Annotated in this window: 26 protein-coding genes; 17 read left to right on the top strand and 9 right to left on the bottom strand. The window is 64.7% G+C overall.

The genetic code is table 11. The features are described from left to right. Window positions 1-16: 16 nt before the first annotated feature. The 11 genes from PSAL_RS14605 (at window position 17) to PSAL_RS14655 (ending at window position 9,946) form a co-directional block, all read left to right on the top strand. The gene (locus PSAL_RS14605) at window positions 17-832 is read left to right on the top strand and encodes a transporter substrate-binding domain-containing protein (protein WP_119839300.1); all 816 of its coding nucleotides are present in this window, start codon (window positions 17-19) and stop codon (window positions 830-832) included. Window positions 833-943: 111 nt separating this feature from the next. Then, window positions 944-1,597 (top strand): amino acid ABC transporter permease, encoded by a 654-nt coding sequence (locus tag PSAL_RS14610; RefSeq protein ID WP_231388529.1) that lies wholly within the window; start codon window positions 944-946, stop codon window positions 1,595-1,597. Then, the gene (locus PSAL_RS14615; protein ID WP_119839301.1) at window positions 1,597-2,256 is read left to right on the top strand and encodes an amino acid ABC transporter permease; all 660 of its coding nucleotides are present in this window, start codon (window positions 1,597-1,599) and stop codon (window positions 2,254-2,256) included. The genes PSAL_RS14610 and PSAL_RS14615 overlap by 1 nt, the downstream gene beginning before the upstream one ends. An 11-nt stretch (window positions 2,257-2,267) precedes the next feature. Continuing rightward, window positions 2,268-3,077 (top strand): amino acid ABC transporter ATP-binding protein, encoded by an 810-nt coding sequence (locus PSAL_RS14620; protein WP_119839302.1) that lies wholly within the window; start codon window positions 2,268-2,270, stop codon window positions 3,075-3,077. 284 nt (window positions 3,078-3,361) lie between these two features. Then, window positions 3,362-4,471, top strand: coding sequence for an isopenicillin N synthase family dioxygenase (locus tag PSAL_RS14625; RefSeq protein ID WP_196222792.1), 1,110 nt, complete (start codon window positions 3,362-3,364; stop codon window positions 4,469-4,471). A gap of 164 nt (window positions 4,472-4,635) precedes the next feature. Next, window positions 4,636-5,715, top strand: a complete 1,080-nt coding sequence (locus tag PSAL_RS14630) for an ABC transporter substrate-binding protein (protein WP_119839444.1) — start codon at window positions 4,636-4,638, stop codon at window positions 5,713-5,715. Window positions 5,716-5,717: 2 nt separating this feature from the next. Continuing rightward, window positions 5,718-6,803 (top strand): ABC transporter ATP-binding protein, encoded by a 1,086-nt coding sequence (locus PSAL_RS14635; protein ID WP_119839304.1) that lies wholly within the window; start codon window positions 5,718-5,720, stop codon window positions 6,801-6,803. Then, a complete protein-coding gene (locus PSAL_RS14640) occupies window positions 6,800-7,774 on the top strand; it encodes an ABC transporter permease (protein ID WP_119839305.1) in 975 nt (324 codons plus the stop codon). The genes PSAL_RS14635 and PSAL_RS14640 overlap by 4 nt, the downstream gene beginning before the upstream one ends. Then, window positions 7,774-8,577, top strand: a complete 804-nt coding sequence (locus tag PSAL_RS14645; RefSeq protein ID WP_119839306.1) for an ABC transporter permease — start codon at window positions 7,774-7,776, stop codon at window positions 8,575-8,577. Before PSAL_RS14640 ends, PSAL_RS14645 begins: the two co-directional genes overlap by 1 nt. An 11-nt stretch (window positions 8,578-8,588) precedes the next feature. Beyond that, window positions 8,589-9,200: a cysteine hydrolase family protein gene (locus tag PSAL_RS14650; RefSeq protein ID WP_119839307.1), complete on the top strand. Its 612-nt coding sequence runs from the start codon at window positions 8,589-8,591 to the stop codon at window positions 9,198-9,200. Further along, complete coding sequence (locus PSAL_RS14655) at window positions 9,197-9,946, top strand: hypothetical protein (RefSeq protein WP_119839308.1); 750 nt, start codon at window positions 9,197-9,199, stop codon at window positions 9,944-9,946. The genes PSAL_RS14650 and PSAL_RS14655 overlap by 4 nt, the downstream gene beginning before the upstream one ends. On the opposite strand, the gene PSAL_RS14660 is transcribed toward PSAL_RS14655, so the two are convergent. Then, a complete protein-coding gene (locus PSAL_RS14660) occupies window positions 9,939-10,742 on the bottom strand; it encodes an MBL fold metallo-hydrolase (RefSeq protein ID WP_119839309.1) in 804 nt (267 codons plus the stop codon). The genes PSAL_RS14655 and PSAL_RS14660 overlap by 8 nt on opposite strands. 284 nt (window positions 10,743-11,026) lie before the next feature. Here PSAL_RS14660 and PSAL_RS14665 point away from each other — a divergent pair, with 284 nt between their 5' ends. Genes PSAL_RS14665 through PSAL_RS14675 form a run of 3 tightly spaced genes read left to right on the top strand, consistent with a single transcriptional unit; the run spans window position 11,027 to window position 15,083 of the window. Further along, window positions 11,027-13,276: a DegT/DnrJ/EryC1/StrS family aminotransferase gene (locus PSAL_RS14665; RefSeq protein WP_119839310.1), complete on the top strand. Its 2,250-nt coding sequence runs from the start codon at window positions 11,027-11,029 to the stop codon at window positions 13,274-13,276. Beyond that, window positions 13,273-14,334, top strand: coding sequence for a sulfotransferase family protein (locus PSAL_RS14670; RefSeq protein WP_119839311.1), 1,062 nt, complete (start codon window positions 13,273-13,275; stop codon window positions 14,332-14,334). The genes PSAL_RS14665 and PSAL_RS14670 overlap by 4 nt, the downstream gene beginning before the upstream one ends. Continuing rightward, window positions 14,331-15,083: a WbqC family protein gene (locus tag PSAL_RS14675; protein ID WP_119839312.1), complete on the top strand. Its 753-nt coding sequence runs from the start codon at window positions 14,331-14,333 to the stop codon at window positions 15,081-15,083. Before PSAL_RS14670 ends, PSAL_RS14675 begins: the two co-directional genes overlap by 4 nt. Here PSAL_RS14675 and PSAL_RS14680 read toward each other — a convergent pair. The 6 genes from PSAL_RS14680 to PSAL_RS14705 are packed head-to-tail and all read right to left on the bottom strand — an operon-like array spanning window position 15,080 to window position 22,475. Then, on the bottom strand, window positions 15,080-16,999 hold the full coding sequence (locus PSAL_RS14680) for a CocE/NonD family hydrolase (RefSeq protein ID WP_231388530.1): 1,920 nt from the start codon (window positions 16,997-16,999) through the stop codon (window positions 15,080-15,082). The genes PSAL_RS14675 and PSAL_RS14680 overlap by 4 nt on opposite strands. A 5-nt stretch (window positions 17,000-17,004) precedes the next feature. Further along, complete coding sequence (locus PSAL_RS14685) at window positions 17,005-18,579, bottom strand: ABC transporter substrate-binding protein (protein WP_119839313.1); 1,575 nt, start codon at window positions 18,577-18,579, stop codon at window positions 17,005-17,007. After that, entirely contained in the window at window positions 18,576-19,649 is a 1,074-nt protein-coding gene (locus PSAL_RS14690; RefSeq protein ID WP_231388531.1) for an ABC transporter ATP-binding protein, read from the bottom strand. The genes PSAL_RS14685 and PSAL_RS14690 overlap by 4 nt, the downstream gene beginning before the upstream one ends. After that, window positions 19,646-20,620 (bottom strand): ABC transporter ATP-binding protein, encoded by a 975-nt coding sequence (locus PSAL_RS14695; protein WP_119839314.1) that lies wholly within the window; start codon window positions 20,618-20,620, stop codon window positions 19,646-19,648. Before PSAL_RS14695 ends, PSAL_RS14690 begins: the two co-directional genes overlap by 4 nt. Further along, window positions 20,617-21,507, bottom strand: coding sequence for an ABC transporter permease (locus PSAL_RS14700; RefSeq protein ID WP_119839315.1), 891 nt, complete (start codon window positions 21,505-21,507; stop codon window positions 20,617-20,619). The genes PSAL_RS14695 and PSAL_RS14700 overlap by 4 nt, the downstream gene beginning before the upstream one ends. Beyond that, the gene (locus PSAL_RS14705) at window positions 21,504-22,475 is read right to left on the bottom strand and encodes an ABC transporter permease (protein ID WP_119839316.1); all 972 of its coding nucleotides are present in this window, start codon (window positions 22,473-22,475) and stop codon (window positions 21,504-21,506) included. Before PSAL_RS14705 ends, PSAL_RS14700 begins: the two co-directional genes overlap by 4 nt. 172 nt (window positions 22,476-22,647) lie before the next feature. Between PSAL_RS14705 and PSAL_RS14710 the strand changes: the two genes are divergently transcribed. Further along, window positions 22,648-23,553, top strand: coding sequence for a LysR family transcriptional regulator (locus PSAL_RS14710; protein WP_119839317.1), 906 nt, complete (start codon window positions 22,648-22,650; stop codon window positions 23,551-23,553). 25 nt (window positions 23,554-23,578) lie between these two features. Here the strand turns inward: PSAL_RS14710 and PSAL_RS14715 are convergent, their stop codons facing one another. Further along, window positions 23,579-24,235: a TetR/AcrR family transcriptional regulator gene (locus PSAL_RS14715; protein ID WP_119839318.1), complete on the bottom strand. Its 657-nt coding sequence runs from the start codon at window positions 24,233-24,235 to the stop codon at window positions 23,579-23,581. Window positions 24,236-24,486: 251 nt separating this feature from the next. Beyond that, entirely contained in the window at window positions 24,487-24,621 is a 135-nt protein-coding gene (locus PSAL_RS19320) for a hypothetical protein (RefSeq protein WP_269212580.1), read from the bottom strand. Between the two features lie 38 nt (window positions 24,622-24,659). Between PSAL_RS19320 and PSAL_RS14720 the strand changes: the two genes are divergently transcribed. Next, the gene (locus PSAL_RS14720) at window positions 24,660-25,763 is read left to right on the top strand and encodes an ABC transporter ATP-binding protein (protein WP_119839319.1); all 1,104 of its coding nucleotides are present in this window, start codon (window positions 24,660-24,662) and stop codon (window positions 25,761-25,763) included. Between the two features lie 119 nt (window positions 25,764-25,882). After that, window positions 25,883-26,977: an extracellular solute-binding protein gene (locus PSAL_RS14725; protein WP_119839320.1), complete on the top strand. Its 1,095-nt coding sequence runs from the start codon at window positions 25,883-25,885 to the stop codon at window positions 26,975-26,977. The last annotated feature ends 1 nt before the right edge of the window (window position 26,978 follow it).

Below are 26,978 nucleotides of genomic sequence, written 5' to 3' on the forward strand. Positions count from 1 at the left end.
CAGTAGGAGACACGACATGAACAAGACGCTGCTGGGACTTCTGGCCGCCGCAGGCCTTGGCCTGACCGCAACCGCCGCTTCGGCCGATGTGCTTTCGGACATCATGGACGCAGGCAAGATCACCGTCGCGACGGAGATGCATTATGCGCCTTTCGATATCCTCGAAGACGGCAAGTACGTCGGGATCGACGCCGACATCTTTGCCATCATGTCCGAGAAGATGGGCGTCGAAGTCGAATATCTCGACCTGCCCTGGCAATCCATCCTGCCGGGTCTGGAAGCGGGCAAGTTCGACTTCGTCATCGCCCCTGTGACCATGACCGCCGAACGGATGGAGCGTTACAACTTCTCCCTGCCGATCGGCAATGCCACCGTCGCACTGGCCAAGAAGGCCGGAGACGACAGCATCATGACCCCCGAGGATATCGCCGGCAAGGCCGCCGGGTCGCAGAAGGGCTCGGCCCAGCTGGCCCAGCTTCAGGCGTTCTCCGACGGGCTGGAAACACCTGCCGATGTCCGTGAATATGGCAATATCGACGAAGCCCTGGCCGATCTGGCCGCCGGCCGTCTGAGCGGTGTGGCGAATTCGCTGCCGCTGATGGGCTATGCCGCCGTGCAGCGCCCCGGTGTCTTTGAACTGGTGCTGCCGCCCTTCGGCGATCCGAAGTACTTCGGCTGGGTCGCCGCCGGTGGCGACGAGACCACGACGCTGATCGCCAAGGTCAACGAAATCCTGCTGGAAATGCACGAAGACGGCAGCCTTGATGCGATCAACGAAAAATGGCTGGGCGCAGCACCCGAGCTGCCCACGACCATGCCCGAGGTCCAGTAAGGACCCCACCGGCGGGCCATCGTGCCCGCCGGATCCTGCCCTTTGCGGGCTTGTGGGGACGCCGGGTTTCCCGGTATCGCATGACGCCCCGCCCAAAGGACGAGCCTTGCCGTGAATTTTTCCTTCGACACGATCTGGCATAATCTGCCCTATCTGCTGGCCGCCGCGCGCTGGACGCTGATCATCTCTCTTTCCGGGATGGCGATTTCGGTGATCTGGGGCGTCTGCATATGTGCGGCGCGGATTTCCACCGGACGGGTGCTGCCACGGCTGGCCGCGCTCTATATCTCATTCTTCCGGGGCGTGCCGTTGCTGGTGCAGATCCTGGTGTTCTTTTATGTCCTGCCCTACGCCGGCCTTGATCTGCCGGCCATGGCGGCGGCGATCCTGGCGGTGGGGCTGTGTTCGGCGGCCTATTCCTCCGAGATCCTGCGCGGCGCGCTGCAGGCGATCCCCGCCGGTCAGAAAGAGGCGGCCATGGCGATCGGCATCCCGCCCCTGGCCCTGTGGCGCCGCATCCTGGTGCCCCAGGCGATCCGCATCGGCCTGCCTTCGCTGATCAACGAGCTGATCCTGCTGGTGAAGGTCTCGTCCCTCGCCTCGGTCGTCGGCATCGGGGAGTTGACCCGCGTGGCCCAGAACATCACCGGCCAGACCTATCGTCCGCTGGAAATCTACATCACCGCGGCATTGATCTATTTCGCCATCAATCTGGTGATCTCGCGCCTTGGCCTGCTGGCCGAAAAACGCCTGAAGGTGACGTGATGGAGCTTGACCTCTTCGTGCAATACGGGCCCGCGTTGTTGCAGGGCTTTGCCGTCACCGTGCTGTGCTGGATCGCCGGGTCACTGGGGGGTGTGGTGCTGGGCTTCGTGCTGGCCTGCCTCTACCGCTGGGGTCCGGTGCCGGTTCGCTGGGGGATCTACGGCTATGTCGAACTGATCCGTGGCACGCCCTTCATGATCCAGCTGTTCCTGCTGTACTACGGCGGGCCTTACGTCGGGTTGCTGCTGACGCCGATCCAGGCGGGTATCCTCAGCTTCGTGATCTATGGTTCGCCCTATTTCTCTGAAATCTTCCGGTCGGGCTTCAACGCCATTCCGCAGGGCCAGATCGAAGCGGCCCGCTGCCTCGGCATGGCCGAATGGCGCATCGTGCTGCGCATCACCCTGCCGCAGATGCTGGTGCCGATCACCGCGCCGCTGACCAACTTCTTCATCATCCTGACCAAGGAAACCGCGATCCTGTCCACCGTCACCGTGCCCGAACTGCTGTTCGAGGTGCAATCCATGACGGCCGAGACCTTCGCCTATGTCGAACCGCTTCTGGCGCTGTCCCTCTTCTACTGGCTGATGGTCACGGTCACCGCGCGCTTCGGCGCCTGGGTCGAAGCCCGCGCCACCCGCCACCTGCGCCGCGTCTGAAAGGAAGCTCCATGACCGATACCGCCCCGGATACCGGCCCCGACCCCCTGCTGAGCGTCCGTGACCTGTCCAAGAACTTCGGCGACTTCGAAGCCCTCCGGAAGATCACCCTGGATGTGCATCACAACGAGGTGCTCTGCCTGATCGGTCCCTCGGGGTCGGGCAAGAGCACGCTGCTGCGCTGCCTCAACTTCCTTGAACCCTATGACAGCGGCGAGGTCCGTCTGGAAGGCGAACTGATCGGCTGGCGCGAAGGCGGGGCGGTGCCGCGCCGCGCGCTGGCGGCCAATGCGCTGCGCCGTCAGCGGCAGGGCATCGGCATGGTGTTTCAGCAGTTCAACCTCTGGCCCCATATGACCGCGCTCGGCAATGTCACCGAGGCGCTGATGCAGGTAAAGGGCCTGTCCCGCGCCAAGGCGGCCGAAAAGGCCCGCGCCGCGCTGCAGAAGGTCGGGCTGGGTGACAAGGCGTACAATTTCCCCGCCAACCTGTCGGGCGGCCAGCAACAGCGCGTGGCCATCGCCCGCGCCGTGGCGATGGAACCCCGGCTGATGCTGTTCGACGAGCCGACCTCGGCGCTGGATCCCGAACTGGTGGGCGAGGTCCTGTCGGCGATGAAGGAAATGGCCGCCGAGGGCATGACCATGGTCGTCGTCACCCACGAGATGGGCTTTGCCGCCCATGTGGCCGATCGCGTGGCCTTTCTTGACGGGGGCAGGCTGGTGACGGTGACGCGCCCCGCCGAGATCTTCGGGGAAACCCCGAAAGATCCGCGAATCCAGCGATTCCTTCAGACCTATCGCGAGCGCAACGTCGTCTGACACCGCGCCCACAGGCGTCAGGCACAGGGCCGGGATCGCAGGATTCCGGCCTTTTTGCTGTTTCGCTGACCAATGGCTGGGCAGGTCGCCCCGATCATGGATCAAAAAATCATCATTTTCTCCGGCTTTCGTGCCGACCCGCGCGTGACAGGCGACAGGTGCGCGCGGCGCGTGAAGACTTATCCTCAGAAGGCGATGGCCGGGGACGACCCCGGATAATGCTGACGCACCCATCCAGAGACAGGGGACGACCCCACGACCAGAACCCGAAAGGAGTTAAGTTCGTGACCCGAGATCTGAAGGAACAGGCCGCACCCGCACGCGAAATTGCTGAAGACCAGAAGGCGCTGACCATCGACGATGCCACCCTGCCGGTGATCGACCTCGGTCCGCTGGCCGAGGGCACCCCGGAAGGCACTGCCGCTGTCGCCGCCGCGCTTGGCAAGGCGGCGCGTGAATCGGGCTTCTTCTACATCGTCAACCACGGCATCCCGCAGGAACAGGTGGATGCGACCTTTGCCGCCTCGCGCCAGTTCCACGAGATGACCCGCAGCGAGAAGATGAAGAACTGGTGCGGCTTCACCAATCATCATCGCGGCTATGTCCCTTACGAGGAAAACGGCTGGGATTTCCCCAAGACGATCAATTTCAACGAGGCCTGGGACATGTCCTACGAGGCCCCCGCAGACCACCCCGACCATGTCGCGGGCTGGCGCATGACCGGCCCGAACGTCTGGCCCGACATCCCCGGCTGGAAACAGACCGTCTCGGGCTATTACGACGCGGTCTTCGCCCTTGGGCTGACGCTGCTGGACACGCTGGCGCTGGAACTGGACGTCGACCCGAAAGAGCTGCGCCAGCATATCACCACGCCCTGTTCGCAGCTGCGCCTGCTGCATTACATCGCCAACGACATGCCCGCCACGAAGGAGATGATGGGGATCGGGGCGCATTCGGATTTCGAATGTTTCACCATCCTCGCCACCGGCGGCCCCGGCCTGCAGGTGATGAATGCCGATGACGTCTGGATCGAGGCCCCGCCGATCCCCGGCACCTTCGTCGTCAATATCGGTGACATCTTCGAAACCTGGTCCGGGGGCCAGTTCAAGTCGACCCAGCACCGGGTGATCAATTCGGGCAAGGAACGCTATTCCATGCCGCTGTTCTTCGGGCTGGATTACCACGCCGTGGTCGAGCCGCTGGAAAAGTTCCGCACGCCCGAGGCGCTGGCCAAGTATCCGACCATGCGCGCCGGGGAACATCTGATGCGGATGACGGCCAAGGGATTCCGCTACATGGCCGACGCGCGCGAAAAGGGGGTCTTTGTCCCGGACTACGAGATCCCGGATGAGAACCCGTTCAAACGCGAAGCCCGCCAGCCCGCGCAGGGATGACACCGGTGCTGCGCCGCCGATGAACAGGGCGGTCGTGCCTGACAGCCGAGGCCCTCCGCCAGCCCGCCCCTTTGCCAGCCCCCGTACCGGGCGGGCACCCACCAACCGACCATCGCCATCAAGAAGCAGGCCAAAGGCCGCATCATCACAGGGAACCCCAGGACATGACCATCAAGACCAACCTGAACCGCCGTACCTTTCTCAAGACCAGCGCTGCTGCGGCCGCGGCTTCGGGCCTTGCCTCGCCGCTGATCGCGCAGGACCGGGTGCTCAAGATCGGCTCATACGGCGGCTATTTCGAGGACAGCTTCAAGCAATATGTCTATCCCGGTTTCACCGAGGCGACGGGCATCACCGTGGAAAGCGTCACGCAGCCCAATTCGGCGGACTGGCTGATTTCGATGCAGCAGGCGGCCATGGCGGGCAATGTCCCGGCGGACCTGTCGCTATACGGGCGCGACACGCTGATCAAGGCCAGCCGGTCCGAGGGCCTGTTGTCCCCGCTGGACATGTCGATGGTGCCCGCGGCGGACAAGCTCGACCCCTATTTCGTCTACGAGGATGGCGCCGGCGTGCTGGGGGTCGGGGCGATGTCCTGGTTCTCGTCCATGGTGATCAACCCCGATGAAATCGACGCGCCGGAAAGCTGGGCGGATTTCTGGGACACCTCGGTGTTTGAACAATCCCTCGGGATCGTGCGCCGGTTCAACGGCGGCTTCATGGATATCGTCGCCGCGACCTTCTTTGACGGCGAGGAAACCTTTGCCACCAACGACGGCATCATGGCGATCATCGACAAGGCCCGCGAGCTGAAGCCGAACGTGGCGCTCTGGTGGTCGGCGGAAAGCCAGATGGAACAGGGGATGAAGAACCTCGACGTGGTGGCGGGCACCTATTACCACGATGTCGCCGGGATCATGGCGGCGGATGGCTTCCCGATCCTGTCGATGTTCCCGAAAGAGGGCTGCGTGCAGGACTACGGCTCCTGGTGTTTGTCGGGCCTGTCCGACAAGGGCGCCGAGGCGGCGGAATTCGTCAATTATTCCTCGACCCCCGAAGTGCAGGCAGTGATGTCGCGCATGATCGGCACCGCGCCGCTGCTGGCCCAGGCCGACACCGACCTGACGGACGAAGAGTTCGCCGCCGTCTCGGGCAGCCCCTCGATCCGGCCCGCCTATTCGGCCTATCTCGACAACGAGACCTTCATTCAGGAATCCTGGGACGCCATGCTGGCCGAGGGCTGATCATGGCCGACCTTGTCCTGAAATCCATCCGCAAGGACTTTGGCGCTTTTCGGGCGGTGGAAAAGATCGACCTGACCTTTCCACATGGCAAGCTGACGGCCCTTCTGGGGCCGTCGGGGTGCGGCAAGACCACGCTGTTGCGGATGATCGCGGGGCTGGAAGATCCGTCGCGCGGTCAGATCCTGCTGGGGGACGAGGATATCACCGCCCGCCCCGCCCATCAGCGCAAGTTCGGCATGGTGTTCCAGAACTTTGCCCTCTTCCCGCATCTGAGAGTGGCCGAGAACATCGCCTATTCGCTGGCCATCGAAGGGCTGGCAAAGCCCCGGCGTCGGGCCCGCGCGGACGAGCTTCTGGATCTCGTGCAACTGGCCGGCTACGGCGACCGCCGCATCGGAGAACTGTCCGGTGGTCAGCGTCAGCGCGTCGCCATCGCCCGTGCGCTGGCGCAGGAACCTTCGGTCTTTCTGCTGGATGAACCCATGTCGGCGCTCGACGCCAAGCTGCGCGAGGACATGCAGGTCGAATTGCGCCTGTTGCAGCAGCGGGTCGGGATAACGACCATCGTCGTCACCCATGATCAGCGCGAAGCCATGACCATGGCCGACCAGATCGTGGTGATGAGCAAGGGGCGCGCCGAACAGGTCGGATCGCCCAAGCAGATCTACGGCAAGCCTGCCAACAGTTTCGTCGCCTCCTTCATCGGCAAGGCGAATTTCCTCGCGGCCACGGCCGAATCCGGGGCCTACCGGCTGGGCGATTTCATGATCGAGGCACCGGAGGCGCGCGGTTTTACCTCCGGCTCGCGGGTCACGCTGGCGGTGCGCCCCGAAAACGTGGTGATCGACAGCGAGGGCAAACATGCGGGCAAGGCCAATACATTGCCCGCCGAGATCACCTTTATCCGCGATGTCGGCTCGACACGGGATTTCTATCTGACGACCCCGGTGGGGGATTTCATTGTCGAATACGGCGCCGGGGAAAGCCTGCCGCCGCTGGCCGTGGGCGACCGGCTGCCGATCTTTCTGCCGCCTGAGCATGTGCATGCCTTCCCGCGCGAAAGCACCCAAACAGGGGCCGCCGCATGAGCCTGAGCGCCGCCGCACCGGACCTGTCGCAGGTTCCCGAACCGGACCGCCCGCGCGAAGCGGCGCTGGGGGTCAAGCTGGGAATGCTGGCCCTGCTGGCGGTGCTGTGCCTCGTGCCCTTCCTGTTCGTCCTGACAATTTCCTTCGGGCACAAGATCGAAGGCGGCGGCTGGTCCTTCGGGTTCGAGACGACCCAGTACAAACGCTTTTTCCTGGGCGCGACCTGGCCCGAGACCTTTCAGGATCTCTACCTGCAAAAGCTGGGCTATTCGCTTTGGTTCGCCGCCATCGGGTCACTGGTCGCGGTGATGCTGGCCTTTCCCTTTACCTATTACCTGACGCGGCTCGGCAAGCGGGGTCAGACCGTCTGGCTGGTGGTGCTGCTGTCGTCGCTGTCCCTGTCCGAGGTCTTTATCGTCATGGGCTGGGACATCTTGCTGTCGGCGCGTTCGGGCCTTCCCGCCTTGCTGGATGGGATCGGCTTTACCGGGCTGATGAAGGATCTCGGCTGGTTCCAGTGGTTCCGCGACATCGGCCTGGCCAGCCCGCGGGCCTTCAAGTTCAAGACCTCGGGCTTTGCCACGGTGCTTTGCATGTCCTACCTCGTCTGGCCCTATGCGGTGATCCTGCTGTACCCGGCCCTGTCGCGCCTTGATCCCGCACTGATAGAAGCGGCGCGGACCATGGGGGCGCGACCCCGCAAGGTGATCAGCACGGTGGTGCTGCCGTCGGTCCGCCTGCCGCTGTTTGGCGCTGCGCTGCTGTTGTTCGTCTTCCTGCTGGGCACCTATGTCACGGTGTCGGTCTTTGCCGATCCCTCGCAGCACACGCTGGCGGTGTCGATCTATGATTCCGTGCGCGGATCGACCCTGAACGCGCCCTTCGGGGCGGCGCAATCGGTGATCCTGCTGATCACCGCCGGGCTGTTCCTGTTCGCGGGCCAGACCTTGTCGAAGGCGGGGGGCAAGTGATGCGACTATCCTGGACAGGGCGGATCTTCATGACGCTCAGCGGGCTGGTTCTGTTGCTGCCGATCCTGGTGGTCGCGGCCTCGGCGTTGAATGGCGGGCGCACGATGCTGTTCCCGCCGCAGGATCCCACGCTGTCCCGTTTCACCGAATTCTTCGTCTCCGAACCGATCTGGCGCACGGCGCTGGGCAATTCGGTGATCATCGCGCTGGGCTCTTCGGCGCTTGGGGTGCTTTTTGCCTGGCCGGCGGCCTATTTCCTGTGGAAGAAGGCCAGCGGCCTGTCCAAGGTCATCGCGGGCATGTTGGCGCTGCCCTTTGCGGTGCCGCCCATCGTCTTCGGCGTCGGGCTTGGCTTCATGTGGGCCTTCAGTATCGGGCTCGGGACGCTCTGGGCCGGCATCCTGAGCCATGCGGCGCTGTTTGCCGCGCTGCCGCTGGTGACCATCTCCATCGGGTTGCAAAGCATCGACCGGGCGCATCTGGACGCCGCCGCCACCATGGGCGCGACCGAGGCGGTTACCTTTCGCACCATCATCTTGCCGCAGACGATCCCCTACACGATCTCGGGGTTCTTCTTTGCCATGGTGCTCAGCTTCAACGAATTCATCGTGATGTTCTTCGTCTCCAGCTCGTCCTACGCGACCGTGACGCTGCAAATCTTCAATTCGCTGCGCAACGGCTTCACCCCGACCATGGCGGTGGCGGCGATCACCTTCATCGCGGTCTCCGTCACCGCCTTTTCACTGGTCGCGCGCTTCGGCGACCTGCCGCGCCTGATGGGTGCGGATCAATCCCGCACCTAGAGGAACTGCCCATGCCCCGTCAGCCCACCCTTGTCGGCAACACCGTCCTGCTGGTCATCGACATCCAGGCCTCGGCCTTCATGGATACCAAGATGGGCATCCCGGTCATGCCCGGCTACCGCGAGAACATGGAACGCGCGTTGAAGGTCATCGCCGCCGCGCGGGCGGTCGACATGCCGACGGTCTTCGTGCAGGAGATCCACCGCCGCGACAATATCGACTACGGGCGCGAGCTGGACGGAGCCGAGGGCATCCATTGCCGCGAAGACCACCCCGGCACTGCCCTGCCGGCCGAGATCACCGGCCAGCGCCCCGAGGATTACTTTGTGCCCAAGCGGCGCTATTCGGCGTTCTTCGGCACCGATCTGGAAATCCTGCTGAAGGGGCTGAAGGCGCAGACCCTGATCCTGATCGGCGGCATGACCGATGTCTGCGTGCATTACACCTTCGTCGACGGGCACCAGCACGACTACTTCTGTCGCGTGGTGGGTGACAGCGTCGGCGGGACCTCTCCGCAGGCGCATGAGGCCTCGCTGGCCGCGATGGAATACCTGCAAACCGGTGCCGTGATCGACACGGAGGCCGTGATCGCGCAGATACACGCGCTGCAAGAGGCGGCATGAGCGGGTTTTCCATCGCCGGTCACTGGCGACGCGAAAGCATCACCGGACCGGGGATGGAGGACCGCACGACGCGGGTCCATTGGCTGCAGGCCGAGGTGGGGTTTTGCGACATTCGCATCCCCTCTACCCGCCCGGATCTGGGCGGGGCCACCGCGCTGGCCGATCTGGGGGCCGAGGCGCTGCTGGAGCTGATGAACGGCTTCGGTTTCGCCGGTCAGGCCCGGCTTAAGGGCGCGCGCTGTACCTGGCATCGTCAGATCGCCTTTCACGGCACGCCCCCGGGTGCGGCCCCCGACATCGGCATCCTGCGCCCCGGCCCCGGTGGTCGCATGATCGAGGATGGCGCCGAGGGCGCCTATCGCGAGGTCTGGGGGATGCAGGGCACCGGCCCCTATGATCATGCGGTCTGGCAGGACGGGAGCCGCGCCTGTCTCATCACCTGGGGAGAGTGCGATTTCCTGCTCGCGATCGGCCGGATCGACGCGCCGGGCAGCCTGTCGCTGCGCCAGGCGTTGGAAGGCGGCGCGCGCCCTGAAACCGAACTGGCGGATTTTTTCGATGCGGAATACAGCTATGGCATCTGGCAGGACGCGGCAGGCGTGGTCAGCCTGTCGACCAACCCGCTGCGCGAAGGGCAGGCGATCCTTGCGCGCGGGGATCTGGTCGCCGGGCCGCTGCGCCTGAAACGCGCGGATTTCTTCGGGGTGGAGCGGGACGAAGTCTGGCATCGCGAGGCCGTCAGATAAGCCCCTGCGCCTGCCAAAGGTCCAGGTATTCATCGCAGATCCCGATCATCCGCGCGCGCCCGAAAGCCGGGTCATGGCCTCCGTGTACGAGGCTTGCGGGCAGGTCGCGCAACCGGCGCAGCGTGGCCGCATAGGCCGGCACGTCATAACCCGCCCCCTGCCACAGCAATGGCCCGTCATAGATCGCATCGGCGCTGAACAGCAGGCCCGTTTCGGCCTGCCATAGCCCGATCTGGCCGGGGCAATGGCCGGGCAGATGCAGCACCTCGGCCTGCCAGCCGCCAAGGTCGATCACATCGCCTTCGATCAGGGTGCCGGTGGCTGTGGCGCCCTTGAAATCATAGCTTTCCGGGTCGTAGCCCGCATGGGGCAGGGCGTCGATCAACAGCGGCCAGAGCGGCGGGTAGCCCGCTGTTTCAAAGGCCGCGACAAGGTCCGCGGGCAAGGCGCCGGCATCCAGCGAATAGGCAGGCGGGTTGGCCATGCCTTCGGCTTCGATCTCGTGGACAAGGCGGCTGTCGAATTCCTGCACAGCGCCGAAATGGTCGACATGGGTATGGGTCGTCAGGCAGGTCAGCGGCTTGGTCGGATCCTCGCGCAACCCGTCGACAAAGGGCCGCAGCGGCGCGACCCCCATGCCGCTGTCGATGATCAGATCGCGGCGTTCCCCTTCGATCAGGTACATGTTGGCGGAAAAGATCGGATGCACATGCGGTTCGGTCACCAGCGTCAGACCGGGGGACAGCGGCGTGGCGACATACCATTCGGCAGCGACGGGAAGATCTGAGGCGTTCATCGGGGTCTCTTTCATGGCTCTGACCAAAGCCTAGACCACCGCCCCGCCCGGCGGAAAGCACGTCCCCCGCCAACGCCTCCGCAGACCGGCATTTGGCCCGGGCCTGCCGCAGGATTGGCCTTTGCTGAAGTCTGGCCTTTGCAAAGGGCGCCGGGCTTGTCGCCTGCCATCTTCGACCGGAGACGGGGAAAGCGCACCATTCGGGGGCTTCTTTACGGTTCCTAAAGGTTCCAGGGGTCCGATACGGGGGGCCGCTACGGGCGCAACTGGCTGGAACAGTCTCTATGAGCTTCATCAGGAATGCTCTGCGCAGGGTCGCAGAGGGGCAGAATGTCGAGACCCCAACCGAAATGCGCCTGCCGCAGACCGGCCTCATGGGCTTTCGCGCCATGCCCGAGATCAGCGGGGATCAACCGGGTTTCGGGATGATTCTGGATCGGGTGGTCGAGGGTCAGAGCTTTGCCTTCTGCAAGCTGAACCACGGTTTCTGGGAACGGATGGCGCGGTTGGAGGCGGCCGGGCTTGTGCGGGACCGGATCGCGGCCCATCCGGGGGCGGAAATCGACCGCATGCTGGGCGTTTCGGGGACGTATTTCGCTGAAGGCGGGCTGATCGCGGACCTTTTGACGGCGCTTCAGGGGCCGGGGCCGCTCGATGATCGTCTTTACGTCGTGCCCAGCCTTGCGCCCTGGCCATATTCGGACCGGATCGAAGGCACGCCGTTGCAACCCCGGTCCGTTTGCGAGGGCCTGATCCGCTGGGCTGTGCCCAAGGCGCACCTGACGCGCAACACGCAGCTTGGCTTTACGGGACACGAGATCAAGACAGCCATGATCACCGGCGGCATTCGGCAGTTGGTCGATGCGCTGACCGGGCGTCATGTCATCTACCTGGGCAGCGAGGGCAACGCGGGGCTGATCGACCGGCTTGAGCCCGGTCGGCTTGATGTCGTGTCGTTGCACCCAACCCAGGCCCGTCGTCATCGCATGGACATGCGGGATCAACTTTTTGCTGCGCTGGAAGACGGGCAGCGCAGCCCCCGGCCTCCTGTCGTCATCGCCAGCGCCGGTGGGGCAATGACCTGCTGGCTGGCGATGCAGGCCAATGCCGCCTTCGAATCCCTGCAGTTCATCGACTTCGGTGGCGCGCTTGCGGCCTTCGATCCTCAGGCGGTGTCCCGGCTGAACTGGACCCGCGCCTGCCAGCGCCAGCTTGGTCGGTCCCTGCAGCAGGCGGGCCTTGCCAGCCCTGCGCTCGCTGCCATGTATGACCCGCCAGAGGGGCTGCGCGATCCGCATCTCGTGGCGCTGGCGCGGCGCGCCGGGGTGCCTGACCCGCGTTCCTGCGACGACCTGCCCGCCCCGATGCCCGATCTGCACGGTACGGCCCGGTCGATCCCCTTCATCGAGAACAAGATCTACGATCATCGTCGGCTGGAGGACCTGCTGTCCCTCTCGGTGGCTGCCAATCACCACGCCAACAATGGCCCGGTGGCCGCGCTGCTGGAACGCGCCGTGGCGCAGGTCGCGGGTCTGCCCGCGCATCGTCGCGTGGTCGCGGTCAGCAGCGGCACGGCGGCGCTGCACCTGGCCTGCGCCTTGCGCGAAAACCCCGGCCAGGGCGGGCTGCGCTGGGTTGCCAGTGCGTTCAATTTCTTTTCCTGCGCCATCGGTCCGTTGGCCGGAACGCGTATCCTTGATTGCACGCCAGAGGGGCGCTTTGACCTTGCCGCCCTGCGCCAGCTTCCGTTGTCGGACTATGATGGGGTCATCTATACCAATATCTTCGCGCAGCATTCCGACTGGGACGAGGTCGCCATCTTCTGCCGCGATCATGGCAAGCATTTCGTTGTCGATAATGCCACCGGCCTGCTGGACCGCCCCGCCAGCGCCCGCACCCCCGATGCCCCGGCCGAGGCGATCTCGGCCCACCACACCAAGCCCTGGGGTGTCGGTGAAGGCGGCTTTGTCATCTGTGACCGCGCGGACGAGGGGCGGACCCGTGATCTGGCCAATTTCGCCGCCCGCAGCACGGACCAGGGCGGTGAAGGCGGTTCCGATCCGCGTGGCCATGCAGGGAATTACAAGATCAGCGATCTGGCCGCCGCCGCGATCTTTGATCGCCTGGAAAGGATGCCCTATTGGGCGCGGTTCTATCGCTGGCAGGAACGACGGATGAAATCCCTGATGATCGACAGTGGCCTGCCGGTTCAGCCGCTGCCCGGCAATGCGCCGGTGCGCTCGCCCCGTGCCCATGGAGCCTTTGTCGCGCCCTGGCCCGTGGACCTGTCGGCGGCGTCCGGCCCGGTGACGATCCGCAAGTATTACCGCCCGTTGCGACCCGTTGCCCCGGACCGGGTCGCAACCCCGAATGCCGAGGCGCTGTTTGCCCGCATCTTCTGTCTGCCCCATGCGCCCGAAATGCGGCTGGTGGCGAACGAGGCGATCATCGCCCAGGTCGCGGCGATGGTCGGGCAGGGGGGCCCCGATGCATCGGCCGAAGGGCCGGACAAACATGAGGAGGCAAAGGGATGAGCCGCCTACTGGACGCGCCGATCATATTGCTCTGTTCGGAACGATCGGGCAGTAACCTGATCGCCCGGATCTTCGACGCTCACCCAGAGGTCTGCGCACCGGGGGCGGCGCATCTGTTCCGCGTTCTGGCAAGGGTCGCCGCCGCGCCGGGCGGTGCGGATCGCGACGGGCTGCGTCGTGCGGCGCTGGCCCTGTTCCGCGCCAAGGTCAGCAGCTGGCAGATCGATACGCTTTCGGATGCGGCGCTGGCGGCGGATCTGGGCAAGGCCGGGTCCGCGGCAGGCATGGCCGCGCGCCTCTACGCCGCCGAAGCCTCGGCCACAGGGCGTCGACACGTGCTGATCAAGGAGAACTCCGCCCATGATTTCCTGCCCCTGATCCTGGCGCAAAGCCGGACGCCGCGCCTGTTGTTCATGCTGCGCGATCCGCGCGACATGGCCCTGTCCTGGATCAATGGCGCGGTGATGCGCGGCGGTGCATTGCGGGCTGCCGACCGCTGGACCAGCGACCAGCGTGGTTTCCTGGCGGCGCTGGCGGCCCGGCCCACGGATATGCCGGCGGCCTTTCTGCGCTACGAGGATCTGCTGGCGCGACCCGAGGCCGAATTGCGCCGGGTCTGCGCGGATCTTGAGCTGGAATTCGCACCACAGATGCTGCGGTTCTCCGAAACCAGCCGGTCGGCGCGGGTCGATGCAGGGCGATCCTCCATGTGGGCCAATCTGGGCAAACCGTTGATGACGGGAAACGCGGGCAAGTTCCGCGATCATCTGGACGCCGACCAGATCGCCTATGTCGAGGCGCAGGCCGCCGCCTATCTGGGGATTTTCGGCTATGACCCGGTCAGTCCCGTGGGGCGGCCTTTTGGCAATCACGCGGATCTTGAAGCGCTGCGCACGGCCTTGCAGGCGCGCGAACCCTGGGAGAAACCCGCCTATCAGGCCCTGCCCGCGGAAGAGCGGCAGCGTTTCGAGGCCTGGTCGCAGGTTTACGCGGACCTCACAGGAGATCAGGCGCGAAACGCTTCGGGACCGGATGATCCCGGTCGCATGCGCGCGTGATCCGTACGGCAGGCCGCGCGACACGGATCGCGATCATGCAGCCCTACCTGTTTCCCTATCTCGGCTATTTCCAGCTTCTGCATTGCGTTGATGCCTTCTGGCTGCTGGATACGGTCAGCTTCATCAAGGACGGCTGGATGAACCGCAACGACCTGTTGCAGGACGGCCGGCGGATGCGGTTTACCCTGCCGGTCATGGCCGCCCCGCAGGGCACACCGATCCATGGGCGCCGCTATCATCCGAAGGCGAAACAGGCGTTGCAGCGGCTCGACCGCAGTCTGCGCTACGGCTACGCAAGGGCGCCGTTTCGCGCGCGCGCGCAGGGGCTTGTCGCCGCCCTGGCGCGCCATATCGAGCAGGCCGATGATGCGCCCGATTTCACCGAAACGACCGCATTTGCCCTGCAGCGCAGCTGTGATGCGCTGGGGGTGCAGACGCCGATCCATCGTGTTTCGGATCTGGCTCTGTCCCCGGACCTGCGCGGGCAGGACCGGGTCATCGCGATCTGCCGGGCGGCCGGGGCGACAGACTACGTCAACATGATCGGCGGCCGGGCGCTTTACGACGCTGCCGATTTCCGCGCCGCCGGGATCGGGCTGCGCTTTCTGCAGGCGGTCTGCCCGCCCCATGATCAGGGCGGGCAGGAATTCGTGCCGGGGCTGAGCATCCTCGACCTGCTGGCACGCCTGCCCGAAGACCGCATCGCCGGGATGCTGGCGCAGGGCGCGCTGATCCCGGCCGCGCCTTAGTCGAGGACCTGCAGTTCCAGGACCGATCCCGCGCCCAGATGCACCGTGTTGCGGGCCACGCGATGGCCGCGCGCGGTGCCCTCGGGGTCGCCGGTATTGGGGTTGATGTCGAACTTCGGAAAATTCGAGGACGAGATATCGAGCCGCAGCCGATGCCCCCTGGCAAAGCGGTTGGCGGTGGCAAAGGGCGTTATCGTGATGTCGAACGGGGTTTCGTCCGTCACTGGCTCGGGTGCGTCATAGCCCTTGCGATAGCGCACCCGGAAAATACCGTCGGTCAGGATCATCGCATAGCCGCGCGGATAATCGGGCGAGGGCGGATAAACATCGACCAGCTTGGCGGTGAAATCCGTGTCCGGCGCATCGGTGGACACGGTCAGCCGCAGGGTCACCGGCCCCGCCACCACCAGATCCTGTTCCAGCGGCGCGGTCTGGAAGCTGAGGACATCGCGTCGCGCGATCAGCGGCAGGCCGGGGCTGCGACAGCCGTAAAAGGCGCTGTCCTCGGTCTGATCGAAGGGGCCGCCGGTAAAGATCGGCTCGCCTGAAGTCAGGGCACCGCCGATGGTCGGCACCGGGTCTGCGGGGTCGTAGTGGTAGGTCAGCGCGCCTGTGTCCGCCCTGTCCCCAAGGCTCATGTCCGCGCACGGATATAGCTGCAGGGGGCGGGCCTCCGGCACCGGCCAGTCGGTGGTCTCGATCCAGGTGCCGCCATGATCCAGCCGGCCCTCGGGCGTCCTGGCGCCGCTGCCGCCGCCCATGACGAACAGGTGCACACGGGCGTCACGCGGGCTTTGCGTGCCGTCTTTCAGCCATTTGTCGAAATACTTCAGCCGGAAGCTGAGCCAGTCGTCGTCGATTTGCCCGTCAAAGGTCGCGCGGAGGCCGAAATCCACGTCGCCAAAGACCTGCCGGGACCGGTTGCCATGGGTCCAGGGCCCCATGATCAGGGTCAGGGGTCGCTGCGCATCGCCCTTCAGCCCGGCAAAGTTTTCCAGGGTGGAGCGGACATAGACGTCGTACCAGCTCGACATCAGGATGATCGGGATGCGGGGGAAGCTGTGGTAAAAGCCGGCGGCCCAGATGCCGGTCTTCTGCCAGAAGGGCCCGAAGGTGCCGTTCTGCCACTGGTCCAGCAGATAGCCTTCGTAATCCGGGTCCCAGCGGACGGGCGAACGCCCGCGCGTCCAGGGTGTGCGCGACATCCAGTCGGACAGGTTCTCGGCCTGGATCGCACGCAGGATGGCGGGATCGGCGGCGGCCAGGGGGGCCTCCAGCGCGCGGTTGTAGGCCCAGGTGGCCTGTTTCATTTCCAGCGCACCGCCCTGGCGGATGCCGCAGGTGAAGGCGTTGGAAAAGCCGCCCGAATCCACGGCCATGCAGGCCAGGCCCGGCGGGTTCAGGCAGGCCAGCGCCATCTGCGTATGGGCGTCATAGCTAAGGCCCATGGTGCCGATCCGACCGTTGCAGAAACTCTGCGCCTCGATCCAGACCATGGAATCAAAGCCATCTTCGGCCTCGTTCAGGTACTTGGTGAAACTGCCTTCGGAGCCATAGCGGCCACGGCAATCCTGCCAGATGACCACGTAGCCTTCGTCGACCAGCCGGCAGGCAAGTTCGGTGCGGGTGTAGGGCTGCGGGCGGGCCAGCGAAAATTCGGTGCGCGGGGTGCCGGCCTTGTCATAGGGGGTGCGTTCAAAGATCACGGGCAGGGGGGCAGGGTTCGGCCCGCCCCCCATATCCGCGGGGCGGAAGATATCCGTGGCAAGGTGGATACCATCCCGCATCGGGATCATCACGTCGCGGTGGACGACCACCCCCGGCCCGGCGGGTTCGGCCAGGGGCAGAACGACCGCAGACAGGTCCTCCGGGGTTCGGTCCCCCATGGCAGGGGCGGTTTGATCAGGGGTGGTCATCCGTGTCATTCGGTCGAGTTCACGTTCTGCGGCAGGGTCTGTTCGGACAGGCCCGCGGCGATGTTCAGCCCGTCCTTCAGGCCCCAATGCACCTTCTGCCAATACAGCGGCACGATCGGCGTTTCGGCAAAGACCATGGCCGTCACGTCCTGAAGCCTGGCATCCAGGGCTTCGGGATCGAATTCGGTCAGCGCCTCTTCCAGGGCCGCATCATAGGCCGGATCGCTGAAGCGGACGCGGTTGAAGGCGCCCATCCCGGCCTCCTTGTCGTAACTGTGCAGCAGGGCCTGCAGCAGCGGTGCCGAAGTGGGTGTCGAAGCCCCGAGCGAGAAGACGAAGGCGCCGTAATCGCCGGCCGTCGCGGCCTTGGAATAGACCGAATAGGGCAGCGCCTCGACGCCGTTCACCTTCAGCCCGCCCCGGGTCAGCATCTGGCCAAGCGCCTGTGCCAGGTCCGCGTCGCCGGGAAAGCGGTCGTTGGAGCTTGAGATCGTGATGCCGAAACCGTCGGGATAGCCCGCCTCGGTCAGCAGTTCATGGGCCTTTGCGACATCGGGCGTGTCCGGTGCCACATCGGGGTTATGTCCGCCAAGCGCCTCGGGGGCGAGTTGGCCGGCCGGGACGCCCGAACCGCCCAGAATCCGGTCGACGATCAGATCGCGGTCGATCATCAGCGACACGGCCTTGCGGACGCGGGCATCCTTGAAGGGGTTCACATCCAGCGGCGCGCCGGACAGGTCGGTCACGCCGGGCGCCTGATCAAAGCGCATCGAGAGGCCAAGATAGATCACCCGGCCCGAGGGGGTCGAAAAGACGCTCAGCCCATCGGTGCTTTCGACGCGGGGCACATCCTGCGGCGGCAGGGCATCGGCCACGTCGACCGCACCCGACAGCAGGGCCGCCACCCGTGCCGCGTCGTTCGAGATAAAGCGGATCTCGACATCCTTGAATTCCGGCGCGCCGCCCCAGTAATCCTCGTTCGCCGTCATGGTCAGGGTCTCGCCGGGCTTCCAGTCGCCAAAGACATAAGGCCCGGTGCCGATGGCCGCCGTGCCGCTGTTGAAATCTTCGCTGGCCAGACCTTCGGAGGCCGCCTTCGAGATGATGAAGACGCGCCCGATGTCCTCCATCAATGTCGGGGCCGGGCTGGCAGTGGTGATACGGACGGTCAGGTCATCGACCTTTTCCATCGTCGCCACGGCTGAAACCATGTCGGTATAGGGCGCGGGCGAATTGGGTACCTCGTCCGCGCGTTCCAGCGAATAGATGACGTCATCGGCGGTAAAGGGTGACCCGTCGTGGAAGGTCACGCCTTCGCGCAGGTGCAGAACCCAGGTCGTCGGATCGACCACGTCCCAGCTGGTGGCGAGACCGGGCGACACCTGCAGGCTGGGGTCGAAGCTGACCAGCCGGTCGAAGAACATGGTCGAGGTCATCTGGTTGTTGCCGGTCCGCGAGAACTGCGGGTCGATCGAGCTTTGTTCGGACGACCGTCCGATGGTCAGATCCTGGGCAAAGGCAGGGACCAGCCAGGAAGTCGAAAGCAGCGCCGCGATGGCGGCGGTCTTGACGAAAGTCATGTGGAAACTCCTTGTTGGGTCGGTTTCTTGTTGTTGATTGCGGGTTGTCCGGTGCCATCGCCGAGGTGGCAGGCGACCATGTGACCGGGTTGCGCGGGGCGCAGGGTCGGCCGCGTGGTCCGGCAGATGTCGATGGCAAAGGGGCATCTTGGGTGGAAGTGGCAGCCCGAGGGCGGATTGACCGGGGAAGGGATCTCTCCCTTCACGGTCGAAAAGCGGTGGCCGCGCCGGTCGATCCGGGGGATCTCTTCCAGCAGGGCCTGGGTATAAGGGTGGCGCGCGGCGTCGAATATCTGCGCGGTCGGCGCGCTTTCGACGATGCGGCCAAGGTACATGATCACCACCCGGTCCGAGATATAGCGAACCACCGAAAGGTCATGGCTGATGAACAGCAGGGTCAGAGACAGCTCCTGACGCAGGCGCACCAGCAGGTTGATGACCTGGGCCTGGATCGATACGTCCAGCGCCGCGATGCTTTCGTCGCAGACCAGGAAATCGGGGTTCACCGCCAGAGCGCGGGCGATGCCGATGCGCTGGCGCTGGCCGCCGGAGAACTGGTGCGGATAGCGGTTGGCCATGGCCGGATCCAGCCCGACCAGCCCCATCAGTTGCCCGACCAGCGCGGCGGTGTCGCGACGCGGCACGATCCCATGCAGGCGCGGGGCCTCGCCGATGATCTCGGCCACCTTCTTGCGCGGGTTCAGCGACGACATCGGGTCCTGAAAGATGATCTGCGTGGCCAGCCGCATGGCGCGGGCTTCGGCCCCCTTCAGGCGGGCGATGTCCTTGCCATCGCGCAGCACGGCGCCCTCCGTGGCGGGCAACATCCCGGCCACCACCCGGCCGAGGGTGGACTTGCCACAGCCGGATTCCCCGACCAGTCCGACGACCTCGCCGCGCGCGATCTCAAGCGTGACCTCGTCCAGCGCATGGACCACGGGCGGGTCCTTGGCCAGCCGGGCGCGGATCGCCAGCCGTTCGGCCATGTCGGTCTTGCGGCGGAACTGCTTGGTGACCCGGTCGACCTTGACCATGGGCGCAGAGGGGGAAGGCGTCATGGGGGCGGTCATGCGGGGGCCTCCTGCATCAGCGGATGGAAGCAGCGCCAACTGCGGGACTGATCGCCGGTTTCGGGCGGCTCTTCCTGACAGGCGGCGCTTGCAAAGGCACAGCGCGGGCGGAACGGGCAGCCAGCGGGGCGGCCAAGGGCCGGCGGGGCCTGTCCGGGGATCTGGCGCAGGGGCGCGCCGCGGTCGTTTTCCATCGGCAGGGACTCGATCAGCCCGCGGGTATAGGGATGGCGCGACTGGTCCAGCACCTGATCCACGCTGCCGCGTTCGACGATCCGACCGGCGTACATGACGGCGACTTTCTGGGCGAGCGCGGCGACCACGCCGAGATCATGCGAGATCCAGATCAGCCCCATGCCCATCTCGCGGGTCAGTTTCTGGACCTCGGACAGGATCTGGCTCTGGATTGTCACGTCCAGCGCGGTGGTCGGTTCGTCCGCGATGATCAGGTCGGGGCGGTGCAGCAGGGCGATGGCGATCGCCACCCGCTGGCGCATACCGCCGGAAAATTCATGCGGATAGGCGTCGATCCGTTCCTCGGGGCGCGGAATGCCGACCATGCCAAGGGCGTCGCGGGCCTGGGCGCGGGCTTCGGATTTCGACACCTTGCGATGGGCGCGCACGGTTTCGACCATCTGCGTGCCGATGCGCAGCACCGGGTTCAGCGTCATCATCGGATCCTGGAAGATCATCGCGATCCGGTCGCCCCGCAGGGCGCGCAGCCGGGCGGCCGAGGCGGCGCGCAGGTCTTCGCCTTCGAACAGGATCCGGCCCTCGACGATACGTCCGGGCGGATCGACCAGCCCCAGCAACGAAAAGCCGGTGATCGACTTGCCCGACCCGCTTTCCCCGACGAGGCCAAGGATCTCGCCCCGGTTCAGGGTCAGGTCGACGCCATCGACCGCGCGCACGGTGCCGTTGGGGGTCTCGAACCAGGTCTTGAGGTTGCGCAGCTCCAGAAGATTGCTCATTTCGCCAGCCTCGGGTTCAGGATTTCGCGCAGCCGGTCGCCGACGATATTGACGGAGAAGACAAGGATCAGAAGCAACAGCCCCGGATAGACCGACATCCAGTAGAGCCCGGCCAGCATGACCTGATAGCCATTGGCAATCAGCAGCCCCAGCGAGGGTTCGGTGATCGGCAGCCCGATCCCGAGAAAGCTGAGCGTCGCCTCGGCGGCGATGGCGCTGGCGATCTGGATGGTGCCGATGACGATCAGCGGCGGCAGGCAATTGGGCAGGATGTGACTGCCCATGATCCGCCAGGCGGGAATGCCGAGGCAGCGGGCCGCTTCGGCGTATTCCTTTCCGGATTCGACCAGGGCCGTGGCCCGGACCGCGCGGGCGAAATAGGCCCATTGCACGAAGACCAGCGCCAGGATCACCTTGCCGACCCCCTGGCCGAAGACGACCAGGATCATCAGCGCCACGAGGATCGTCGGAAAGCCCAGCATCAGGTCGACGAAGCGCATGATCACGCTGTCGACCACCCCGCCCCGATAGGCCGCCAGCAGCCCCAGCGCGGTGCCGACCGCCATGGCCAGCAGCCCCGCCGTGGCCCCGACCGCCAGCGATGTGCGCAGGCCGTATAGCATGGCCGAGAACATGTCGCGCCCCTGCCCATCGGTGCCCAGCAGATAGGTCATGCCGGTATAGCCCTGGCTCATCGGCGGCAGCTTGGAATCGAAGAAGTCGATCTCGGCCAGGTCATAGGGGTTCTGCGGCGCGATCATCGGCGCAAGGATCGCCGCCAGCAACAGGGTCAGGCAGATCAGGCTGGCGATGCTGGCCTTGGGGGATTTCAGGATGCCGCCGGCGATCCGCGCCGCCATGCTTTCGGATTTCAGCAGGGCGATCATTGCGCACGCCCCCGGATCCGGGGGTCGAGCGCGGAATAAAGCACGTCGACCAGAAAGTTGATCAGGATGAACATGGTGACGATGACCAGGATGTAGGCAACCACCACGGGCCGGTCGAGCATGTTGATCGAATCGATGATCAGCTTGCCGACACCGGGCCAGGCAAAGATCGTCTCGGTCACCACGGCAAAGGCGATCAGCGATCCGAATTCGATGCCGAGCACGGTGACGATCGGGATCAGGATGGTTTTCAATACGTGGACGAACAGGATGCGGCCTTCGCCCAGCCCCCGTGCCCGCGCATATTTCACGAAATCGAGCGGCATGGTTTCCTGCACGCCGGTCCGCGTCAGGCGGATCACCAGCGCGACCTGCGCCAGCGCCAGATTGGTGGCGGGCATCAGCAGATGGGTGAACCCGTCCCAGGTGGCATAGCTGGTGCGGACGCCAAGGATCGTCCCGGTCTCGCCCCGCCCGGTCGAGGGCAGCCAGCCCAGCCAGACCGAAAAGATCATGATCAGCATCATGCCCTGCCAGAAATTCGGCAGCGAGAACCCAAGGATGGAGCCGGTCATGATGCTTTCATCGCTGAGCGAACCGGGGCGCGTCCCGGCCCATAGCCCCAGCGGTATCCCGAGGAACAGCGACAGGAACAGCGCCGTGGTGACCAGTTCCAGCGTCGCGGGCAGCCGTTCGAAGATCACTTCGAGCGCGGGGCGATTGTAGACGAAGCTGCGGCCGAAATCGCCCTGCAGGGCGGAGGTCAGGAAGGTCCAGTATTGCACCGGCAGCGGCTGATCCAGGTTCAGCGAGGCCGCGACCTGGGCCCGTTCGGCCATGGTCGCATCCGAGGACAGCAGGATCTCCAGCGGGTCGCCGATGGCGTAGACGCCAAGGAAGACCACCAGCGAGGTGATGGCGAGGACCAACAGGGCCTGAAATACCCGGCGAAGGATGAAAACGGTCATGGGCGGGCCCGCCGGTTGCGGGCGGGCTGAACCTTTGGTGGTGACATGTGGCGTATGGCTTCCCTGTCGCGGGCCTGTTTGCCGGCCCTGATGAGGGAAAGCTTGCGGGACGATTCGAGTCTATGCAAGATTATGAAAATATGTCCCACGGCTATGCGTAAATGGAATAGATATGCAGCTTGTCCAGCTTCAGACCTTTCGGGCGGTGATCGAACACGGGTCGACTCAGGCGGCGGCCGAGTACCTCGGGGTCACGCAATCCGCCGTGTCGCGCCGGATAACGCAGTTGGAACAGCACCTTGGTCTGGACCTCTTCCGCCGAGAGAAAGGCCGGCTGGTGCCGACACGGGATTGCCGGCTGTTGCAGGGGCAGATCTTCGGCATGGTGGACCGGGGCGCGCGGCTTGGCGCGTTGGCGCAGGAACTGCGCAAGGGAAATTCCTCGGCCATAACGCTGCGGATTGCAGTGCCGTCCAGCCTGACCTTGTCGATCCTGCCCGGCATTCTGCGCGATTTTCTGGCAGCCAACGACCTTGTGCAGGTCGAATTGCACACCGGCCCCTATGACTCGATCGAACGGATGCTGTTGGATGAACGGGCCGAGATCGGGTTTCTTCGCATCCCCGTGCAGGCCGCGGGTCTAAGCGTCACCCCGGTGATCGAGGCCCGCACCGTCTGCGTCATGCCGAACGACCATCCGCTGACCGCGCGCCGCGAAATCTCGATCGCCGATCTGCGGGATGAACAGTTGATCCTGCTGGGGCGGCGCCGCGCCCCGCGCCGCGAGGTCGACGAAGCCTTCTGGGGCGCCGGCTTTACCCCCAGAGTCCGGGTCGAGGCGCATTCGGTCCTGTCGGCCTGTTCCCTGGTGGCCAATGGCATGGGGGTGACGCTGGTCAATGAATTGATGGCGCGGGATTACGACCATCTGGCCGTCACCCACCGCCCCGTCACGCCGGAATTGAACCACCGTTTCGCCTTTGCCCTGAATACCGAGATCCCGCTGTCGCAGGCAGGGCAAAGTTTCCTCGACCTGGCGACGGAGCGCTTGCAGAGTTTGTTGCAACCAACGGGTTGATCAGCGGAGCTGATTCGAAAAGGTCCTAGGTCAGGGCCTCGACCGGGGGCAGATCGGGGCGTGGACGCGACACCATTTCGGTGGCTTCCTCGGGCGGCAGCCCCGCCAGGCACAGCAGCCGGATCGCCGCTGCGGGCAGGGCATCCGAACCGGTTTCACCCCGATAGACCGCCAGACAGACCCCGACGATAGCATGGGTGGTCAGCATCCAGCTGAGCGCCGGGTCGCCAGAGGTAAAGCGACCGGCCCTGGCACCACGCGCCAGCAGGTCCGTGGTCAACGGTCCGATGCGGCGAAACATGGCATCCGCGACGATGCCGGAGCGGCCCAGAAGCTGCTTCCAGCGGGAATCGCTGGCGGCGGTTTCCAGGACCGTCATCAGCGCCACCGCATAGATATGCGCCGGATCGCGGAAGGACCGGGTCGCGGATTCCACCCGGATGGACAGATCCTGCATGATCTCTTCCAGCACCGCGACGGCCAGATCTTCTTTCGAGCGGAAGTAGTTGTAGACGGTCCCGGCGCCCATGTCGGCGCGGTCGGCGATTTCGAGCATGGTCGCCGCATCGATGCCCTTTTCGGACATCACGTCACTGGCGGCGCGAATCAACGCTTCGCGATTGCGACGTTGGCGGCGGGCTACGCGCCCTTCTTTTGGCGATTCGCCTTTTTCAACGCTCATAAGATAGTCCCCTTGAAACTGAACGTTATTCAAGGTTGACTGACGTCGCAAGTGAATGAGTGGCCGAACAGGCGCCGAACGTCGGAATGCAACGCAACCGCCGATGCCTGCCTAAATGCGGTGCAAACCAGCAGATCGGAAAAAATCACGAAATTTGTGCTGGTAAAGAAGGTTTTTCCAACAAATAGTGATGTGAAACAAAATCAGATCTGATTAATACTTGAACATGAATGATGTTCGGGTCTGACATATCAGGGATCAAGTGCATTTTCAGGGTGCATTCCGCCAAAGAAGACGTCGGAATGGCGCGGGGCGACGTCGCCGGGATCGGTGAATGCGCTAAGGTCGGACGCAAGGATCGCCATGCCGACAAGCCTACGCGGCATCGGACGATCCGCGAAGAAAAAGAAACGGGGAGCCGCAATTGGCATTAGATGCGAACAGCGAAGCATTCGTCGCCTTCGAACGGGTGCAGAAAAGCTATGACGGCGAAACGCTCGTCGTGAAGGACCTCAACCTCAGCATGCCGAAGGGCGAGTTTCTGACGATGCTCGGGCCGTCGGGGTCGGGAAAGACCACCTGCCTGATGATGCTGGCCGGATTTGAAACCGCGACCCATGGCGAAATCATGCTGGACGGCACGCCGATCAACAACATCCCGCCGCACAAGCGCGGGATCGGCATGGTGTTCCAGAACTACGCGCTGTTCCCGCATATGACGGTGGCGGAAAACCTCAGCTTCCCGCTGGAGGTGCGCAAGATCGGCAAGTCGCAGCGCGAGGAAAAGATCATGCGCGCGCTGGACATGGTGCAGATGGGCGAATTCGCCGGCCGTCGCCCGACCCAGCTTTCGGGCGGTCAGCAGCAGCGGATCGCCCTGGCGCGGGCCCTGGTCTTCGAACCGGAGCTGGTGCTGATGGACGAACCGCTTGGCGCGCTCGACAAGCAGCTGCGCGAGCACATGCAGTTCGAGATCACGCGTCTGGCGCATGAACTGGGCATCACTACCGTCTACGTGACCCACGACCAGACCGAGGCGCTGACCATGTCGGACCGCGTTGCCGTGTTCAACGACGGCCGGATCCAGCAGCTGGCCCCGCCGGATCGCCTGTATGAAGAGCCCGAAAACAGCTTCGTGGCCCAGTTCATCGGCGAGAACAACACGTTGGAAGGCACCGTCAAGGAAATCACCGGCGAACGCAGCTGCATGGTCGAACTGGACGGGGGCGAGATCATCGCCGCGCGTCCGGTCAACGTCAGCCAGCCCGGCGAGCGGACCCGCGTCTCGATCCGCCCCGAACGGGTCGAGATGGACCCGAGCCGCCTGCAGGACGGCGCCCACCTTCTGAAGGCCGAGGTGCTGGAATTCGTTTACATGGGCGATATCTTCCGCACCCGTCTGCGGGTGGCCGGAAACAGTGATTTTGTCGTCAAGACCCGGAATGCCCCGGATCAGGTCCGCTTGAAGCCGGGCGAGCAGGTCGAGATCGGCTGGCTTCCCGAAGACTGCCGAGCCCTGGACGCCTGACGACAGCAAGAGCACCCGCATCCGTCACCGGCGGATGCGGCCAATCGAGATCCCGTCCGTTCCGCCCGTAACGCAGGATCCGTTAAACCCAAAAAACGGGACAACTTGGGAGTTAAGACATGACACTCACGAAATCCCTTCTGGCTGGTACGGCCCTGGTCCTTGCGGCCGGTGGAGCCTCCGCTCAGGAGATGGCAAACGAGATGACGATCGTTTCCTGGGGCGGCGCTTATCAGAATTCGCAGCTGAAAGCCTATGTCGAACCCTACATGGAAGCGAATCCCGGCGTGACCGTCACCTGGGACGAAAGCTCTGCCGAGGCCGTCGCCAAGCTGCGCGCCATGAACGAAGCCGGCAACATCACCTGGGACCTGGTCGATGTCGTTGCAGCGGACTCGATCCGTCTGTGCGATGAAGGCCTGGCGATGGAATACGATCCCGAAGACCTGCTCGCCGAAGGCGATGACGGTTCCTCGGCGGAAGACGACTTCGGCGACCTGCTGGTCGACGACTGCTTCATCCCGCAGATCGTCTATTCGACCACCTTCGGCTACCGCAACGACATGGTGCCCGAAGGCGCCGATGCCCCGAGCGAGATCTGCGACGTCTTCGACCTGGAAACCTATCCGGGCAAGCGTTCGCTCGAGAAGCGTCCGATCAACAACATGGAATGGGCCCTGCTTTGCGACGGCGTTGCCAAGGAAGACGTCTATGATGTCCTCGGCACCCCGGAAGGCCAGGAACAGGCGCTTGCCAAGCTCGGCACCATCAAGGACGACGTGATCTGGTGGTCTGCCGGTGCGGATACGCCCCAGCTGCTGGCAGATGGCGAAATCTTCATGGGCTCGACCTACAACGGTCGTCTCTACTCGGTGATCGTCGAGCAGGACCAGCCTGTCGACATGATGTGGGACGCACAGGTCTTCGACCTGGACGGCTGGATCATCCCCGAAGGTCTGGACGATGCGCATCTGGCCCGCGTTTCGGACTTCGTGAAGTTCGCTACCGACACCCAGCGTCTGGCGGACCAGTCGCAGTATATCTCCTACGGTCCGGCGCGTCTGTCCTCGGCTCCGCTGGTGGGTGAAGACATGAAGCCGCATATGCCGACCGACCCGGAAAACGCCAAGAACACGTTCCTCTACAACTACGAGTTCTGGGCTGACTATCGCGACGACATCGACGCGAAGTTCCAGGCTTGGCTGGCTCAGTAAG

It is taken from the genome of Pseudooceanicola algae (assembly GCF_003590145.2).
Taxonomy (GTDB): Bacteria; Pseudomonadota; Alphaproteobacteria; order Rhodobacterales; family Rhodobacteraceae; genus Pseudooceanicola; species Pseudooceanicola algae.